General features: G+C 66.5%; 12 protein-coding genes. 2 read left to right on the forward strand and 10 right to left on the reverse strand.

The window, feature by feature from the left end:
• Positions 1–161 precede the first annotated feature (161 nt).
• Entirely contained in the window at positions 162–3,629 is a 3,468-nt protein-coding gene (gene dnaE / locus EDC22_RS04330) for a DNA polymerase III subunit alpha (protein ID WP_132805381.1), read from the reverse strand.
• A gap of 384 nt (positions 3,630–4,013) precedes the next feature.
• On the opposite strand from dnaE, the gene EDC22_RS04335 reads away from it, so the two are divergent.
• Entirely contained in the window at positions 4,014–5,150 is a 1,137-nt protein-coding gene (locus EDC22_RS04335) for an acyltransferase family protein (RefSeq protein ID WP_165926787.1), read from the forward strand.
• Here the strand turns inward: EDC22_RS04335 and lpdA are convergent.
• From lpdA to eno, 6 genes are all read right to left on the reverse strand, one after another.
• Positions 5,147–6,568, reverse strand: coding sequence for a dihydrolipoyl dehydrogenase (gene lpdA / locus EDC22_RS04340; protein ID WP_132805383.1), 1,422 nt, complete (start codon positions 6,566–6,568; stop codon positions 5,147–5,149). The genes EDC22_RS04335 and lpdA overlap by 4 nt on opposite strands.
• Before the next feature lie 391 nt (positions 6,569–6,959).
• Positions 6,960–8,354, reverse strand: coding sequence for a pyruvate dehydrogenase complex dihydrolipoamide acetyltransferase (locus EDC22_RS04345; protein WP_132805384.1), 1,395 nt, complete (start codon positions 8,352–8,354; stop codon positions 6,960–6,962).
• A 41-nt stretch (positions 8,355–8,395) separates the two neighbouring features.
• Positions 8,396–9,802, reverse strand: coding sequence for a pyruvate dehydrogenase complex E1 component subunit beta (locus EDC22_RS04350; protein ID WP_132805385.1), 1,407 nt, complete (start codon positions 9,800–9,802; stop codon positions 8,396–8,398).
• Positions 9,803–9,821: 19 nt separating this feature from the next.
• Positions 9,822–10,889, reverse strand: a complete 1,068-nt coding sequence (pdhA, locus tag EDC22_RS04355; RefSeq protein ID WP_132805386.1) for a pyruvate dehydrogenase (acetyl-transferring) E1 component subunit alpha — start codon at positions 10,887–10,889, stop codon at positions 9,822–9,824.
• Positions 10,890–11,067: 178 nt separating this feature from the next.
• Entirely contained in the window at positions 11,068–11,385 is a 318-nt protein-coding gene (locus tag EDC22_RS04360; RefSeq protein WP_132805387.1) for an FtsB family cell division protein, read from the reverse strand.
• 82 nt (positions 11,386–11,467) lie between these two features.
• Entirely contained in the window at positions 11,468–12,742 is a 1,275-nt protein-coding gene (gene eno / locus EDC22_RS04365; protein WP_132805388.1) for a phosphopyruvate hydratase, read from the reverse strand.
• A 153-nt stretch (positions 12,743–12,895) separates the two neighbouring features.
• Between eno and queF the strand changes: the two genes are divergently transcribed.
• Positions 12,896–13,354, forward strand: a complete 459-nt coding sequence (gene queF / locus EDC22_RS04370) for a preQ(1) synthase (protein ID WP_132805389.1) — start codon at positions 12,896–12,898, stop codon at positions 13,352–13,354.
• Here queF and EDC22_RS04375 read toward each other — a convergent pair.
• The 3 genes from EDC22_RS04375 to EDC22_RS04385 are packed head-to-tail and all read right to left on the reverse strand — an operon-like array spanning position 13,336 to position 16,008.
• Positions 13,336–13,959, reverse strand: coding sequence for a sugar transferase (locus tag EDC22_RS04375; RefSeq protein ID WP_245499624.1), 624 nt, complete (start codon positions 13,957–13,959; stop codon positions 13,336–13,338). The two genes, queF and EDC22_RS04375, sit on opposite strands and share 19 nt — an antisense overlap.
• Before the next feature lie 6 nt (positions 13,960–13,965).
• Positions 13,966–14,841, reverse strand: coding sequence for a sulfotransferase family protein (locus EDC22_RS04380; protein WP_132805390.1), 876 nt, complete (start codon positions 14,839–14,841; stop codon positions 13,966–13,968).
• A gap of 3 nt (positions 14,842–14,844) precedes the next feature.
• A complete protein-coding gene (locus tag EDC22_RS04385) occupies positions 14,845–16,008 on the reverse strand; it encodes a DegT/DnrJ/EryC1/StrS family aminotransferase (RefSeq protein ID WP_132805391.1) in 1,164 nt (387 codons plus the stop codon).
• Between the last annotated feature and the right edge of the window lie 6 nt (positions 16,009–16,014).

Consider the following 16,014-nt stretch of genomic DNA (forward strand, 5'->3'; position numbering starts at 1 on the left):
TCCGTATCCGGTTGAACCTCCGCGGGCGGGGGCCGGAGGATGCCCCCCGGCACCGGAGAGCGCGGCCGCACGGAACGGCGCGCGCGGAAGCCCGCGTGCGTGATGGAGCGCCTTATAGGGTTTCGCTGATTGAGACGCAAGGTTGGTCTGATCCCCTGCGCTCACATCTCCTGCACGTCAACGACGCCTGGCACGGCACGGATCGCGGCGGTGATCTGCGGGGCGACCCGGTAGCGCCGCGGCAGCCGCACCTCGACTTCTGCCCGCGGCCTGTCGGCGAGCACGACGATCGAAATCTCGCCGTCGCCGGTCTCCCCGAGCCGGCGGGCGATGCTGCCGACCGGTTGCGGATCGCGGACGAAGATGCGCAGCCCGGTCGTCACCTTCTCGGCGATGTCATCGAGCCTGCGCACCGATTGCAGCCTGAGCCGCTGCAGGTCGCCCATCTGATCGACGTGGACGAGCGCCTCGATGCAGTTGCCGGGCTCGAGCAGAGGACGCAATTCTGCCAGCATTTCGGAGAAGGCGACCGCCTCGACCTGTCCGGTCGGGTCGGACAGTGTCACGATCCCCATCCGTCCGCCGGTTCGCGTCCGGTTCTCGGATTTCGACACGACGATGCCTGCCAGCCGGCCCGCCGTGGCGCCGGCCCGCATCGCCTCCTCGAACTCGGCGATCGACTGGACGCGGCGTCGCGCGAGTACCGCCTTGTAGCCGTCGAGCGGATGGCCGGTCAGGAAGGTTCCGACCGCCTCATACTCGCGCGTCAGCCGCTCGGCCGGCAGCCACGGGTCACGGTCGGGCAGCGGCAGCGGCTCGGGACGACCGCCGCCGAACAGTTCATTCTGTCCGCCGACCCGTGCGCCCTCGCTGCGGGCGGCGGCGGCGAGAATCATCTCCACGCCCGCCATGACGCGGGCGCGGTTTGGTTCCAGTTCATCGAAGGCGCCCGCCGCCGCCAGCCCCTCCAGCGCGCGCTTGTTGACGAAGCGCGGGCTGATCCGCGCGGCGAAGTCGGCAAGGTCCGCGAACGGACGGTCCGCACGCACCTCGACGATGTGTTCGACCGCCTGTCGGCCGACATTGCGCAATGCTGCGAGCGAATAGCGTATCCGCCCGTGCTCGACAGAGAAATCGACCATCGAGTGCTGGATCGACGGCGGGTCCACGGCGATGCCATTGCGTTCCGCTTCACGGCGGAAGAGGTTGATCTTGTCGGCATTGCCCATGTCCAGTGTCATCGACGCGGCAAGGAACTCGGTCGGATAATTCGCCTTGAGGTAGGCCGTCTGATAGGCGACGAGCGCGTAGGCGGCGGCATGCGACTTGTTGAAGCCGTAGTCGGCGAACTTGGCGAGCAGTTCGAAGATGTAGTCGGCCTGATTGCGCTCGACGCCGCGCTCGACCGCACCTTCGACGAAGCGCCTGCGTTGCTGCTCCATCTCGGCGCGGATCTTCTTGCCCATGGCGCGGCGCAGCAGATCCGCCTCGCCGAGCGAATAGCCGGCCAGAACCTGGGCGATCTGCATCACCTGTTCCTGATAGATGATGACGCCGAAGGTCTCCTTCAGGATCGGCTCGATCTTCGGGTGAATGTAGTCCGGCGTCTCGCGGCCGTGCTTGCGGTCGTTGTAGGTCGGAATGTTGGCCATCGGCCCGGGACGGTATAGCGCCACCAGCGCGATGATGTCCTCGAAGCGGTCGGGCTTCATGCCGAGGATGGCCGAGCGCATGCCACTGGACTCCAGCTGGAATACGCCGACCGTCTCGCCGCGCGACAGCATCTCGTAGGTCGGCGCATCGTCGAGCGGCAGCGCCGCCAGATCGACCTTGATGCCGCGCCTGGCCAGCAGACGGACGGTCGTGTCGAGCACTGTCAGGGTCTTCAGGCCGAGGAAATCGAACTTCACCAACCCCGCCGCCTCGGTCCACTTCATGTTGAACTGGGTGGCCGGCATCCCGGAGCGCGGATCCTTGTAGAGCGGCACAAGCTGCTCCAGCGGCCTGTCGCCGATGACGACACCGGCGGCATGGGTCGAGGCGTGACGGAACAGCCCTTCGAGTTTCAGCGCAATGTCGAGCAGCCGGGCGACGGCGGGATCCTCGTCGCGCGCCGCTTGCAGGCGCGGCTCGCCGGCGATCGCGTCGGCGAGCTTCACCGGGTTGGCCGGATTGGCCGGTATCATCTTCGAGAGCTGGTCGGCGCGGCCGTATGGAATTCCCAGCACCCGCGCCACGTCGCGCACGACGGCTCGCGCCTGAAGCGTCCCGAACGTGATGATCTGCGCGACATTCTCGTGACCGTACTTTTCCTGGACATAGGCGATGACGCGGTCACGGCCGTTCGGGCAGAAGTCTATGTCGAAGTCCGGCATCGACACGCGCTCGGGATTGAGGAAGCGTTCGAACAGCAGCCCGAATCGGATCGGATCGAGATCGGTAATCGTCAGCGACCAGGCGACCAGCGAGCCGGCGCCGGAGCCACGGCCCGGTCCGACAGGGATATCGTGCGCCTTCGCCCACTTGATGAAGTCCGCAACGATCAGGAAATAGCCAGCATAGGCCATCCGCTCGATCACGGAGAGCTCGAACTCGAGCCGTTCGCGATACTGCTCCTCGGTCCAGCCCGCAGCGATGCCATGTGAGGCAATCCGCTGCGTCAGCCCCTCCTTGGCCTGTCGACGCAGCTCGGCGGCCTCGGCGGCCGCTCCCTCCGCAGATGTCTCCGTCTCGTTGCGGGGGGCGCCGTCCGCAGCCGCCTCGGCAGCAAAGCGCGGCAGGATAGGCTGCCGCGTCCGAGGCCTGAAACTGCAGCGCATCGCCACTTCCAGCGTCGACTCGAGCGCCTCGGGCAGGTCGGCGAACAGCTCCACCATCTCTGCCCTGGTCTTGAAATAGTGTTCGGGGGTCAGCTGCCGGCGATCGGTGTCGGCCACCGTCCGACCCTCCGCGATGCAGATCAGCGCATCGTGCGCCTCGAAATCGGCGCGCTCGGCGAAGAACGGCTGATTGGTCGCAACGAGCGGCAGCCCGCGGTCATAGGCCAGCTCGACCAGATGCGGCTCGACTTGGCGTTCGCAATCGAGTCCGTGCCTCTGCAGTTCCACGTAGAGCCGCGACCCGAACGTGGCAGCCAGGAGGTCGAGGACGGACGCAGCCGCGTCGAGATTGCGCTGGGCGATGAGCTGATCCACAGGCCCTTCGGGCCCGCCGGTGAGGCACAGGAGCCCTTCCGAGCACGCGATCAGAAGCTCCGCCGCGACCCGGCAATCCTGACCTCCGTCGCCATCCAGCCAGGCGCGCGAGACGAGATGCATCAGGTTGCGATAGCCGGCCTCATTGCCGGCGATCAGCACCAGCGAGGGCTGCGGTCCGCGGCGGGTGACGGGGCGCGCCGCCTGCGTGCCGGCTGCGAGATCGACCGCCAGCGTTACGCCGATCAGCGGCTGGAGACCGGCGGCAGCGGACTTCTCGGAGAACTCGAGCGCACCGAACAGGTTGTTTCGATCGGCGATTCCCAGCGCCGGCATCGCATCGGCCGTCGCCAGCGAGATCAGCCGGCCGAGCGGCAGGGCGCCTTCGAGCAGCGAATAGGCGCTGTGCGCGCGTAGATGGACGTATCCTGGCATGACGGCTCCGCGTCCCCGCCCCCCTGGACCGGGATTGGGCAGTGTCAAGCATACAGCTGGTCCTGCAGATTCGCGGACGGCAGGACCACCGCCTGTGGACAGGCAGGATCAGCCGGCACCGGCGGCGAAACCCGCCCAGACGACGACCGACTGGACGAAAAGGCCGAGGGCCAGGAACGCGGCGACATCGCGGATCATGCCGAGGACTCCTCGCTTGCTTGCACCCTAAGCCGCAGGATGTTCCTGTTTTGTTCTAACTGTCAAGCGATACTTCTGCCTGTTTCCGCGTCCGGCAAAGGGAATTGGAAACCTGTTTGCGGCATGGTGACGCGTCGATCGGTCGCCGGTCAGCCGACGGACAGGACTTGCGGGGATCTCTCGCCGATGCCCACACTTGCCGCCATCCTCCCAGCGGAGCGCAACAATTTCGGACTGATACGTCTGCTGGCCGCGTCCAGCGTCGTGATCTCCCATGCCTACATCATCGTCCGCGGCGATGGCGCCGTGGAACCGCTGGAGGCCCTGACAGGCATTTCGCTCGGTCAGCACGCGGTCAACGTCTTCTTCTTCACGAGCGGTCTGCTGGTGGCGGCCTCGCTTGCCCGGTCGCGGTCGATCGGCGATTTCGCGCTGGCCCGATTCCTCAGGATCTGTCCCGGACTGATGGTCTGCCTCGCGGTCTGTGCGTTTGTCGTCGGACCGCTGGCGACAACCCTCGCCCCCGCCCGATACCTGACCGATGGCGCGGTGTATCTCTGGCTCCTCGTGACGGGATCGCTGCTCCACATCACCATGGCGCTACCCGGTGTGTTCGAGCATGCGCCCTATCCGGACGTCGTCGATCTGCCGCTATGGACGCTGAAATACGAGATTGCCTGCTACGTCCTGCTGGGGCTCGCGGGCGTGACCGGCCTTGTGCGGCGTGGCGCCCGATTCTGGGCGATCTATGCCGGACTGGTCGTGGTCTATGCGGCGACGCTCGTGTTTCCGGAACTGACATTCGGGATCGTCGCCGTCCAGCACATGCTGCACCTGGCGGTGCTCTTCGGCTTGGGGGTGGCTGCATACCGCCTGCGGGAGGGGCTGCCGCTGTCGTGGTTCTGGCTTGCGGTGTGCCTGGCGATCTATGCCGCGGCCTATTCAGGCCCGTTGCGGCCGCTGGCCACCGCGCTCCTGACCGGCTATGCGACCCTGATTCTCGCTGCGCTGCCGCTCGGCGCGCTGGCGCACCCCTTCCGGTGCATCGATCTGTCCTACGGCATCTACATATATGGTTGGCCGACGCAGCAGCTGATCATCGACAAGCTCCCCGGCAGCAGCATTGCCGAGGTCGCGATCATCGCGCTCGCCATCGCCGGGTGTCTTGCCTTCCTCTCCTGGACCTTTGTCGAGAAGCCGATGCTGGCCTTCCGGCACAAGCCGCTGCCTTCGGTCAGACGCCTGGCGGCGGCCATCGGCAGGACGGCCGGAACGGGCGCCATGGCTCACCTTGGAAAGCCCGGCGCTTCAGGATCGTCCTAGATGTGAATGGCGCGCCCGTAGGCGGCCATCACGCTCTCGTGGAGGGTTTCCGACAGGGTCGGATGCGGGAACACGGCGCCGATCAGTTCTGCCTCGGTGGTCTCGAGGTTCATGGCCACGACGAATCCCTGGATCAGCTCGGTCACTTCGGCGCCGATCATGTGGGCGCCGAGAAGCTGGCCGGTCTTCGCATCGAAGACGGTCTTGACCAACCCGTCCGGCTCGCCCAGCGCGATCGCCTTGCCGTTTCCGATGAACGGGAACCTGCCGACCCTGACCTCGCGACCTGCAGCCTTCGCCTTTGCCTCGGTCAACCCGACGGAGGCGATCTGCGGGTCGCAATAGGTACATCCCGGAATCATCAGCTTGTCCATGGCATGAGGATGCTTGCCCGCGATCGCCTCGGCCACGATTGCCCCCTCGTGCTCCGCCTTGTGGGCCAGCATCGGCGGCCCGGCGACATCGCCGATCGCCCAGATGCCGTCGACACTCGTGCGCCCGACGGAATCGATCACGACCGTGCCGCGGTCGGTCTTCACGCCGAGCGCTTCGAGCCCCAGCCCCTCGATATTGCCGACGACGCCAACGGCCGAAATCACACGCTCGACCGCCAGGCTCTCGCTGTTTCCTTCGCTCGTCTCGATCGTCGCGGTGACACTGTCGCCCTTGCGATCGAGTTTCGTCACCTTCGCCGAGGTGAGGATCCGGATTCCGCGCTTCTCGAAGCGCTTGCGGGCATGCGCAGCGATCTCCTCGTCCTCGACCGGGAGGATCTGCGGCAGCACCTCAACAACCGTCACCTCGGCGCCCATGGTGCGATAGAAGCTCGCAAACTCGACGCCGATCGCGCCTGAGCCGACCACCAGCAGCGACTTCGGCATCCGGTCCGGCGCCATCGCCTCGAAATAGGTCCAGACGAGCTTGCCGTCCGGCTCCAGACCGGGAAGCACGCGTGGCCGGGCGCCAGTGGCAATCACGATGTTCCTTGCGTGATACTCCCCCGGCCCGAGCGCCCCCTTCGGCGCGTCGACGTCGGAAGCCCTCACCGAAACCCGCCCGGCGTCCTTCAGGCTCGCGGATCCCCAGATCACGTCCACCTTGTTCTTCTTCAGAAGGTGGCCTACGCCCTGGCTCATCTGCCGGGCGATCCCGCGCGAGCGCTTGATGACGGCGTCTGGATCAAACGAGATGCCGGTGGCCGACAGGCCGTAGTCGCCGGCATGCTGCATGTACTGGTAGATTTCGGCAGAGCGCAGCAGCGCCTTGGTCGGGATGCAGCCCCAGTTCGGACAGACGCCGCCAATGTACTTGTTTTCCACCACGGCTGCCTTCAGGCCGAGCTGGGCGGCGCGGATGCCCGCGACATAGCCGCCAGGGCCGGACCCGATGATGATGAGATCATAGGTCGTTGCGGTCATGGCGCGTCCTCCCGTTCACGGCAGTTTCGGTTGAGCTCGGCCGCATCGGGTCGGCCACGGCGCAGGGCTTGTCATGACGGCTGTCCCGGGGCGATGGTGCGGACGCGCAGAACACGGTCCGCATGTCCCGGTCGTCCAGGGACACGAATGGTCGGACGGCGCGCCACTTCGCCGCCGATGTCGGCGACGATCGCGTCGGGACAGGCAGAGCCACCCTCGTCGCGCGCGGCGCCGCTGCGTCGACCTCCATGGCTGATGCGCCGGATTCGGCGTCCCGACCCCACAGACCGGACTGGACATCCCCGCCGGCACGATCGATCTGCCCCCCGATCACGGGCGGCATATGACTTGCGGACGGGGCGGATGGCAACCACGGGCGATCCACCCGCGGCTAGACCAGCATCGACATCGGCTTCTCGACGAAGCCGCGGAACGCCCCCATTAACTCCGCGCCGAGCGCGCCGTCGACAGCCCGGTGATCAGTCGACAGCGTGCAGGACATCTGTGTGGCGATGGCAACCGCCCCGTCGCGCACCACGGCCCGCTGCTCGCCAGCGCCGACCGCCAGAATCGTCGCGTGCGGCGGGTTGATGACGGCAGCGAAGTCCTTGATGCCGAACATGCCAAGATTGGAGACCGCAGTCGAACCGCCCTGGTATTCCTCGGGCTTGAGCTTGCGGGCGCGTGCACGCGCTGCATAGTCCTTCATCTCGTTGGAGATGACCGACAACGTCTTCTGCTCGGCGCGACGTACCACTGGCGTGATCAATCCACCGGGAATCGAGACGGCGACGCCGACATCGGCGACCTTGTGTCTGAGCATGCCGGACTCGGTCCAAGTGACGTTGGCCTCCGGCACGGCCATCAATGCCAGTGCCAGGGCCTTGATGACGAAGTCGTTGACCGACAGCCTGTAGGCTGGCTTGCCGTCGATCTCGGGAGCCGCCGCGTTGAGTTCCGTCCTCAGCTTCATCAGCGCATCGAGATTGACGTCTATCGTCAGGTAGAAGTGCGGAATCGTCGACTTCGCTTCGGTCAGGCGGCGGGCGATCACCTTGCGCATGTTATCGTGCGGGACGACCTCGTAGGTCCCATCGGCAAACAGCGCGCGGATCCTGTCGTCGGAGGGCGCCTGGACGGGGGCCGGGACCGCGGCAGGCGCGGCTGCCGGCGCGGCGACGACCTGGGCCGGCCCCTCGGCCGCGCGCGGCGCTGACTTCACAGCGCCGGCGGCGGCGACGGCCCGTTCGATGTCGCGTTTGACCACGCGACCGTGCGGACCGGAACCCGCGATCGCGGCAAGGTCGAGACCCTGCTCCTTTGCCAGCCGGCGCGCCAGGGGCGAGGCGAAGATGCGGCCACCTTCCTGACCGTTGCCACGCGATTCGACCGCGGCACTGCCGGGGCTCGCGGCGGGAGATGCGGCGGATGCGCCGGCGTCCCTGGCATCATGTGCGGGAGCCGGCGGGGAGGCAGGCCTGTCGGCCGCAGGCGCCTGGGCCGGTTCAGGTGTGGGCATTGCCGTTATCGCGCCGGCATCCTCGCCTTCGGCAAGCAGGATCGCGATCCTCTCATTGACGGGTACGTCGGCGGTTCCCTCCGGGACGAGAATCCGGCCCATCGTGCCCTCGTCCACCGCCTCCACCTCCATGGTCGCCTTGTCGGTCTCGATCTCGGCGATCACGTCGCCAGGTGCGACGGAATCACCCTCCTTGACCAGCCACTTGGCCAGCGTGCCTTTCTCCATGGTCGGCGACAGGGCGGGCATCAGGATGTCGATGGGCATTGGTCGTTTCCCCCGGGCGTCGGGATGTTGCAGGCACCGGATCAGTCGCGGTAGGTTACCGCCCTGACCGCGTCGATGACCTCCTTCACCGAAGGCAATGCCAGCTTCTCGAGATTGGCTGCGTAGGGCATCGGAATGTCCTTGCCGGTGACCCGCGTGACCGGCGCGTCAAGCCAGTCGAATGCCTTCTCCATCAGCTGCGCGGCAATCTCCGAGGACACCGAGCACTGCGGCCAGGCCTCCTCGACGGTGACGCAGCGCCCGGTCTTCCTGACCGAGGTGACGATGGTGTCGACATCCATCGGCCGGATGGTCCTGAGGTCGATCACCTCCGCATCGATCCCCTCACCCTTCAGTTCGTCGGCGGCCTTCAGCGCGTAGGTCATGCCGATGCCGAACGAGACGATGGTGACATCGGTCCCCTTGCGGGCGATGCGCGCCTTGCCGATCGGGATGGTGAAGTCCTCGATCTTGGGTACCGGGAAGCTGTGGCCGTAGAGGATTTCGTTCTCGAGGAAAACGATCGGGTTCGGATCGCGGATCGCGGCCTTGAGCAGGCCCTTGGCATCCGCCGCCGTGTAGGGCTGAATCACCTTCAGGCCGGGTACATGGCTGTACCAGGCGGCAAAGTCCTGGCTGTGCTGGGCGGCGACGCGAGAGGCCGCTCCGTTCGGACCGCGGAAGACGATCGAACAGCCGATCTGTCCGCCCGACATGTAGTGGGTCTTTGCGGCCGAATTGATGATCTGGTCGATCGCCTGCATGGCGAAGTTGAACGTCATGAACTCCACGATGGGCTTCAGGCCCGCGAGTGCAGCCCCAACGCCGAGACCGGTAAAGCCGTGCTCGGTGATCGGGGTGTCGATGACGCGACGCGGCCCGAACTCGTCGAGCAGCCCCTGCGTCACCTTGTAGGCTCCCTGGTACTCGGCGACCTCCTCGCCCATGACGAAGACGTCGTCATCGCGGCGCATCTCCTCGGCCATCGCGTCGCGGAGCGCCTCGCGCACGGTGGTGTCGACCATCACCGTGCCGGGGGCGAATTCCGGCTCGGGGTCCGGCTGTTCGAGACGGCGTGTCTCGACGGATTTCGCGGCGGGTTTCGGGGCGCCAGATTTCGGTGCCTCTGCCTGCGGCGCGGCCAGATCCGGTTCGGATGCGGGCGCGCCAGCCTTCGGTTCAGCCGACATCGCCGAAGCATCCTCGCCGTCGGCCAGGATCACGGCGATCGGCGTATTGACCTTGACGGCCTCGGTACCTTCCGGAACCAGGATCCTGGCCAGCGTGCCCTCGTCGACCGCCTCGACCTCCATGGTCGCCTTGTCGGTCTCGATCTCGGCGATCACGTCGCCGGAGGCGACGGCATCGCCTTCCTTCTTGAGCCACCTTGCGAGCTTGCCTTCCTCCATGGTGGGGGACAGGGCGGGCATCAGTACGTCGATCGGCATGGGTTCCCTCCCCCTCAGCTCAGCGCAGCACGTCGGTCCACAGCTCCGAGGGATCGGGCTCGGGATCGGTCTGGGCGAACTCGGCCGCCTCGTTGACGATGGCGCGAACCTCGCGGTCGATATCCTTCAGCGCATCCTCGCTGACCCGATGCTCGCCCAGAAGCCGCGCCTTCACCTGCTCGATCGGATCGTGCTCCTGGCGCATCTTCTGCACCTCGTCCTTGGAGCGGTACTTGGCGGGGTCAGACATCGAGTGGCCGCGATAGCGGTAGGTGAGCATCTCGAGAATGTACGGCCCATTGCCTTTCCGGCAGATCTCGGCCGCCTTCGCGCCGGCGGCCCTGACCGCGCGCACGTCCATGCCATCGACCTGCTCGCCCGGAATGTCGAAGGACGCGCCACGCATGTAGAGATCGGTGGTCGCCGAGGCGCGGGCGACACTGGTGCCCATGCCGTACCTGTTGTTCTCGATGACATAGACCACAGGCAGGTGCCAGAGCCGAGCCATGTTGAAGCTCTCGTAGACCTGGCCCTGGTTGGCAGCCCCATCGCCGAAATAGGTGAAGCTGACGTTGTCGTTGCCACGGTACTTGTTGGCAAAGCCGAGGCCGGTGCCGAGCGACACCTGCGCGCCGACGATGCCGTGCCCGCCGAAGAAGCCCTTCTCGACGGAGAACATGTGCATCGAGCCGCCCTTGCCCTTGGAATAGCCGCCGCGGCGGCCGGTAAGTTCGGCCATCACCCCCTTGGGGTCCATTCCACAGGCGAGCATGTGGCCATGATCACGATAGCCGGTGATGATCTGGTCGCCTTCCTTGGCCACCATCTGCATGCCGACGACAACGGCTTCCTGACCGATGTAGAGATGGCAGAATCCGCCGATCAGTCCCATGCCGTACATCTGGCCCGCCTTCTCCTCGAAGCGCCGGATCAGCAGCATCTCGCGGTAGGCGGCCAGCTCCTCCTCGGCCGTCAGTTCGGCAATAGCCGTGCCGTTGACCGGCCTGCCAGCTGCTCGCGCCCTGGCGGTCGACCGACTCCCGGGCGCGGATCTGGTCCTTGCACCGCCACCGGCTCTCGCCGCCATGCCGTCCTCCCTGCTCGTTGAACCTGATCGGTCCCGAACAGGTAGCGCAGCATGACGCGAAACGCCAGCCGTAACCGTCATCCGGCGACGGCGACAATCCTTTGATCTTCAAGAAATAATGTGTCTTAACCGGATTCCGGTTAAGATTCCTTTCGGTGCTGCGATGCAGCAACCAGCGCTACGGATTCTGTCTCAGGATGACGATGTCGTCGGGGTGAGCCAGGTTGAGAAGCACCCGCGCCCGCTCCTCGAGCATGTCGGGATCGAGGCTTTCGGGCCGCAGCAGGGCGACGTGATGCTCGAGCCATTCGCGCTCGCGCCGTACTTCCGCCAGCTCCGCCTCGAGTCGGGCCGTCTCGGCGGCGAGCTGCTGGGAGGCAAGGAACCCGCGGGCGCCGTGAATGCCGTGCCAGGCGAAATAGCCGACAGCGGCGGCGCCGAGCAACGGCACCAGCAGCGCCGCGATCGATCCTCTGCGGACGGTACGGCGGGGCATGGATCGGTCCTGACGACAGAGAGGGTACGCGCGACACTATCCGCCGTGACTGTTAAGGCAGGCTTAATCGGATGATCGGCGGTCAGCCGCGAAGGGCCGATCGGCCGGCATACTTCGCCGTGGCGCCAAGTTCCTCCTCGATGCGTAGAAGCTGATTGTATTTCGCAAGCCTGTCCGATCTGGCAAGGGAGCCGGTCTTGATCTGCCCGCAGTTCGTGGCCACCGCCAGGTCCGCGATGGTCGAATCCTCGGTTTCACCCGAACGGTGCGACATCACCGCGCGATAGGCGGCGCGATGCGCCATCTCGACGGCGTCGAGCGTTTCGGTCAGCGAGCCGATCTGGTTCACCTTGACCAGAAGCGCATTGGCAACACCCTCCTTGATGCCGGTCGACAGGCGCGCGGTGTTTGTAACGAACAGATCGTCGCCGACGAGCTGGCAGCGCTCGCCGATGGTTTCGGTCAGCATCTTCCAGCCGCGCCAGTCATCCTCCGCCATCCCGTCCTCGATCGAAACGATCGGATAGGCGTCGACGAGTTCGGCCAGGTAGGCGACCATGTGCTCGGGATCCAGGGTCCTGCCTTCGCCTGTCATGTGATACCTGCCGTCCCTGAAGAACTCCGTCGCAGCGACGTCGAGGGCCAGCACGATGTCGTTGCCGGGCTTCAGGCCGGTGACCTCCACCGCCTCGAGAATGAAGTCGAGCGCGGCGCGAGCGGACGCGATGTTCGGCGCGAAACCGCCCTCGTCACCGACATTGGTGTTGTGACCGGCCTTCTTCAATGCGCCCTTCAGCGCATGGAAGATTTCCGCCCCCATCCGCAGGCCCTCGGAGAAGGACGCGGCGCCGACCGGCATGATCATGAATTCCTGAATGTCGATCGGGTTATCGGCATGGGCGCCACCGTTCAGGATGTTCATCATCGGCACCGGCAGGACGCGTGCTCCGACGCCGCCGACATAGCGGTAGAGCGGAAGCCCGGTCGCCTCGGCCGCCGCCCGCGCCGTCGCAAGCGACACGCCGAGGATGGCGTTGGCGCCGAGGCGGCTCTTGTTGGGTGTGCCGTCCAGGGCGATCATCGCCGCGTCGATCTGCACCTGCTCCTCGGCATCCATGCCCGACAAGGCGTCGAAGATCTCGCCATTGACCGCATCGACCGCGCCGCGAACGCCCTTGCCCAGATAGCGTGGCCCGCCATCGCGCACCTCCACCGCCTCGTGCGCCCCTGTCGAGGCGCCCGAAGGGACCGCGGCGCGGCCGATCGTCCCATCCTCGAGAACGACATCGACTTCCACGGTCGGATTGCCGCGGCTGTCGAGGATCTCACGTCCGACGATGTCGACGATGGCTGTCATGCTTCGCTATCCCCTTCGAGAACCCGCGCCGCTAATAGCCGAGGCGGATGACGCTGGGAAGTCCAATGCTGTTGCCCCGGATGTGGGAGCGCGCGGGCGCACCGGGACGATGCGGACTTGCCATTTTCGCTGGCGCGGCGCATCTGGACGTCCATGACCAGCCCCGACAGCCCGATGCAGCTTGGCCGACCCGTCCCGGTTCCGGAGTCACCGGACGTGGCGGGGCTCGACCGCGTGCCCAATCCGCATGCCGACACCGACTATGTGGCGCGATTCACCTGTCCGGAGTTCACCTCGCTGTGCCCGGTGACGGGTCAGCCCGATTTCGCGCATCTCGTGATCGACTATGTGCCCGATCAGTGGCTCGTTGAGTCGAAGTCGCTGAAACTGTTCCTTGCCTCATTCCGCAATCACGCCGCCTTTCACGAGGACTGCACCGTCGCGATCGGCCGGCGGCTTGCCAGCAGGCTACAGCCGCGCTGGCTCAGGATCGGCGGCTACTGGTATCCGCGCGGGGGTATTCCGATCGACGTGTTCTGGCAGACCGGGATGGCGCCAGCGGGGCTGTGGATTCCCGACCAGGGTGTTGCGCCCTATCGCGGACGCGGCTGATCCGGCGGCCGCCTGACCAGCGCCGCGAGCGTTCGGGCGAGGATCTGCATGTCGAGTGTGAAGCTGCGGGAATCGACATAGCGTGTCGCGAGCGCCAGCTTGCGCGGCACGACCTCTTCGAGATAGGCGCGCTCGACATCGTTAGCGCCCGCCAGAATTGCCTCCTCGTCACGGAATTCCAGTGTTGCCAGGTCGGTGATGCCGGGCCGAACCGAGAGCAGCTTCGCCCGATCGCCGGGCGGATAATAGGCCAGCATGTCGGGGACCTCCGGACGGGGTCCGACGAACGACATGACGCCGCGCAGGATGTCCCAGAGTTGCGGGAGCTCGTCGAGCTTGGTGCGCCTCAGAAACGCGCCGACCCTTGTAACGCGGGGATCGCCGGCGGCGGTGATCCGGCTGCCAGCTGCCGGCCGCATGGTGCGGAACTTGTGTATGGTGAACAGGGCGCCGCCCCGACCAACCCGTGTCTGCCGGAACAGGACGGGAGGACCTGACTCAAGCCTGATCGCGAGGCCGATCGCCAGCAGGACCGGCGACAGCACCACGAGGCCGATGGCACTGGCGAGAATGTCGAAGGCCCGTTTCGTCAGGTCGGCGGGCATGGCGGCTCAGTCATAGCCGAACGCGGCCATCCGCGCGTACACCGCTGCCATCAGCCCATCCGCCATGCCGCCGGGAAGGCTTGCCGAGTGCAGGGGGGCTGCCGAGACGATCTCGGCGTGCAGACGCCGCGACAGACCGTCATCTGGAAGCCCGGCGAAGGCCCAGACCCGTTCCAGCGATGCGGGGTCGGCAACGATGTCCTCGTAGCGGACCGACAGTCCCCGCTCTGGCGGCAGCGTCGCGAAGAAGGCGTCCATGGAGTCGATCGCGGCGAGCCACTGGCGGGCGCAGACCGACTCGAGGTCCAGCCGCTCGATGTCGCTGTCAATACCCGGATAGCGCGCGCCCCAGACCTTCACGCCCCGGCGATGGCGGATCATCCCAGCAAGCGCATTCGCGACATACCAACCGGCATAGCCGACCTCGCCGGGTCCGAAGAAGCGCAACTTGCGGACCAGATGACGCAGGCTCGGCGACGCCTTCCACGAGGCGACCGTCGAGGCGATGGTCTGCCGGGGATCGCGCACGATCCGCACGTAACGCGGCCCGCCCAGCACCGCGTCGACGAAATGCGGACGCAACGCATTGCCGACAGTCTTCTCGGCCACAAGTCGCACCTCCGGCCAATGTGCGGCGCCGGCGCTGCGGCGCGCCAGAGCAAGCAGCCGGCGGCGGATGCGCAGTCGTACCTGCGGTGTGGCGAGGTCGGGGGACAGGGCATCGTCGGGGTGGCGCTCGTTGCCGAGCCGCCAGACGTGATTGACGTCGAAGGGAATTGCGGTCGCGGCGGGATGGCAGCCGATCAGGTCACGCAGCAGCGAGGTGCCCGAGCGGGCCGGACCCAGGACGACAATGAAGTCGCGGCGGACGTCCTCGTGCATGGATTATCCGCGCCCGTCCAGAGCCTCGCGGACGGCCGCGATCACCGACTGGATTTCCTCGTCCCGCATGTCCGGAAACAGCGGCAACGTGACCAGACTGCGAAAGGCCTCCTCCGAAACCGGATAATCCTCGGCGGCAAGGCCATAGCGCTCGCGCCAGTAGGTCATCCGGTGCAGGGGCGCGTAGTGCATGCTGCTGCCGATGCCGCGCTCGGCCAGCGCGGCGATGAACCCGTCGCGATCGATTGGCGCGGATGGATCCAGTCGGACCGCGAATAGGTGCCAGGCATGGCCGCCCTGCTCGCCGCGCACGGGAAGACGAAGCGGCAGGTCTGCGAACGCCTCCAGGTAGGTTCCGGCGATCGCCTCGCGCCGGTCGCGGAGGGCGTCCGCCTTCGCGAGCTGGCGCAGGCCGACCGCGGCCGCCAGATCGGACAGATTGTACTTGAAGCCAGGCGCCACGATGTCGTAGCGCCATCCGTGTCCGGGATGCCGGTATCGGTCGAACGCGTCGCGGTCGATGCCGTGCAACCGCATCACTTTGGCGCGCGCCGCAAGCTCGCGACGCGGCGTGACCAGCATTCCACCCTCACCGGTCGTGATGGTCTTGTTCGCATAGAAGCTGAACACGCTGGCCGCGGTTCCATGGCTCCCGATCAGGCGGCCGCGCCAGCGTGTGGGAAGCGCGTGCGCGGCATCCTCGACCACGTCGATACCGTATTGTGCGGCCACGGCCGCGATTCCGTCCAGATCGCAGGCAAGCCCGCCGTAATGAACCGGTATCACGGCGCGGGTCCTGGGACCGACGGCCGCCGCGAATGCCTCCGGCGTGAGACACAGGGTCACCGGATCGACATCGACCAGACGAACCTCTGCGCCGAGATAGCGCACGACCTCGGCCGTCGCGGTGAATGTCAGGTCGGGCACGATGACCTCGTCGCCGGGGCCGATGCCGAGGGCCTCGAGTGCCAGATGCAGGCCGGCGGTGGCCGAGTTGACCGCGATGGCTTCGACTCCGCTGCCGATATAATCCGAGAATGCGGCCTCGAACCGGCGGGCGCGCTCGCCGGTCGTCAGCCAGCCGCTGCGCAGGGTCGCGACCACCTCGTCGATCTCCTCCTCGCCGATCGACGGTCGGAAGAAGGGAACCGGGACAAATCCGGACATTGCACC

This window comes from Tepidamorphus gemmatus, assembly GCF_004346195.1.
Classification (GTDB): Bacteria; Pseudomonadota; Alphaproteobacteria; order Rhizobiales; family Tepidamorphaceae; genus Tepidamorphus; species Tepidamorphus gemmatus.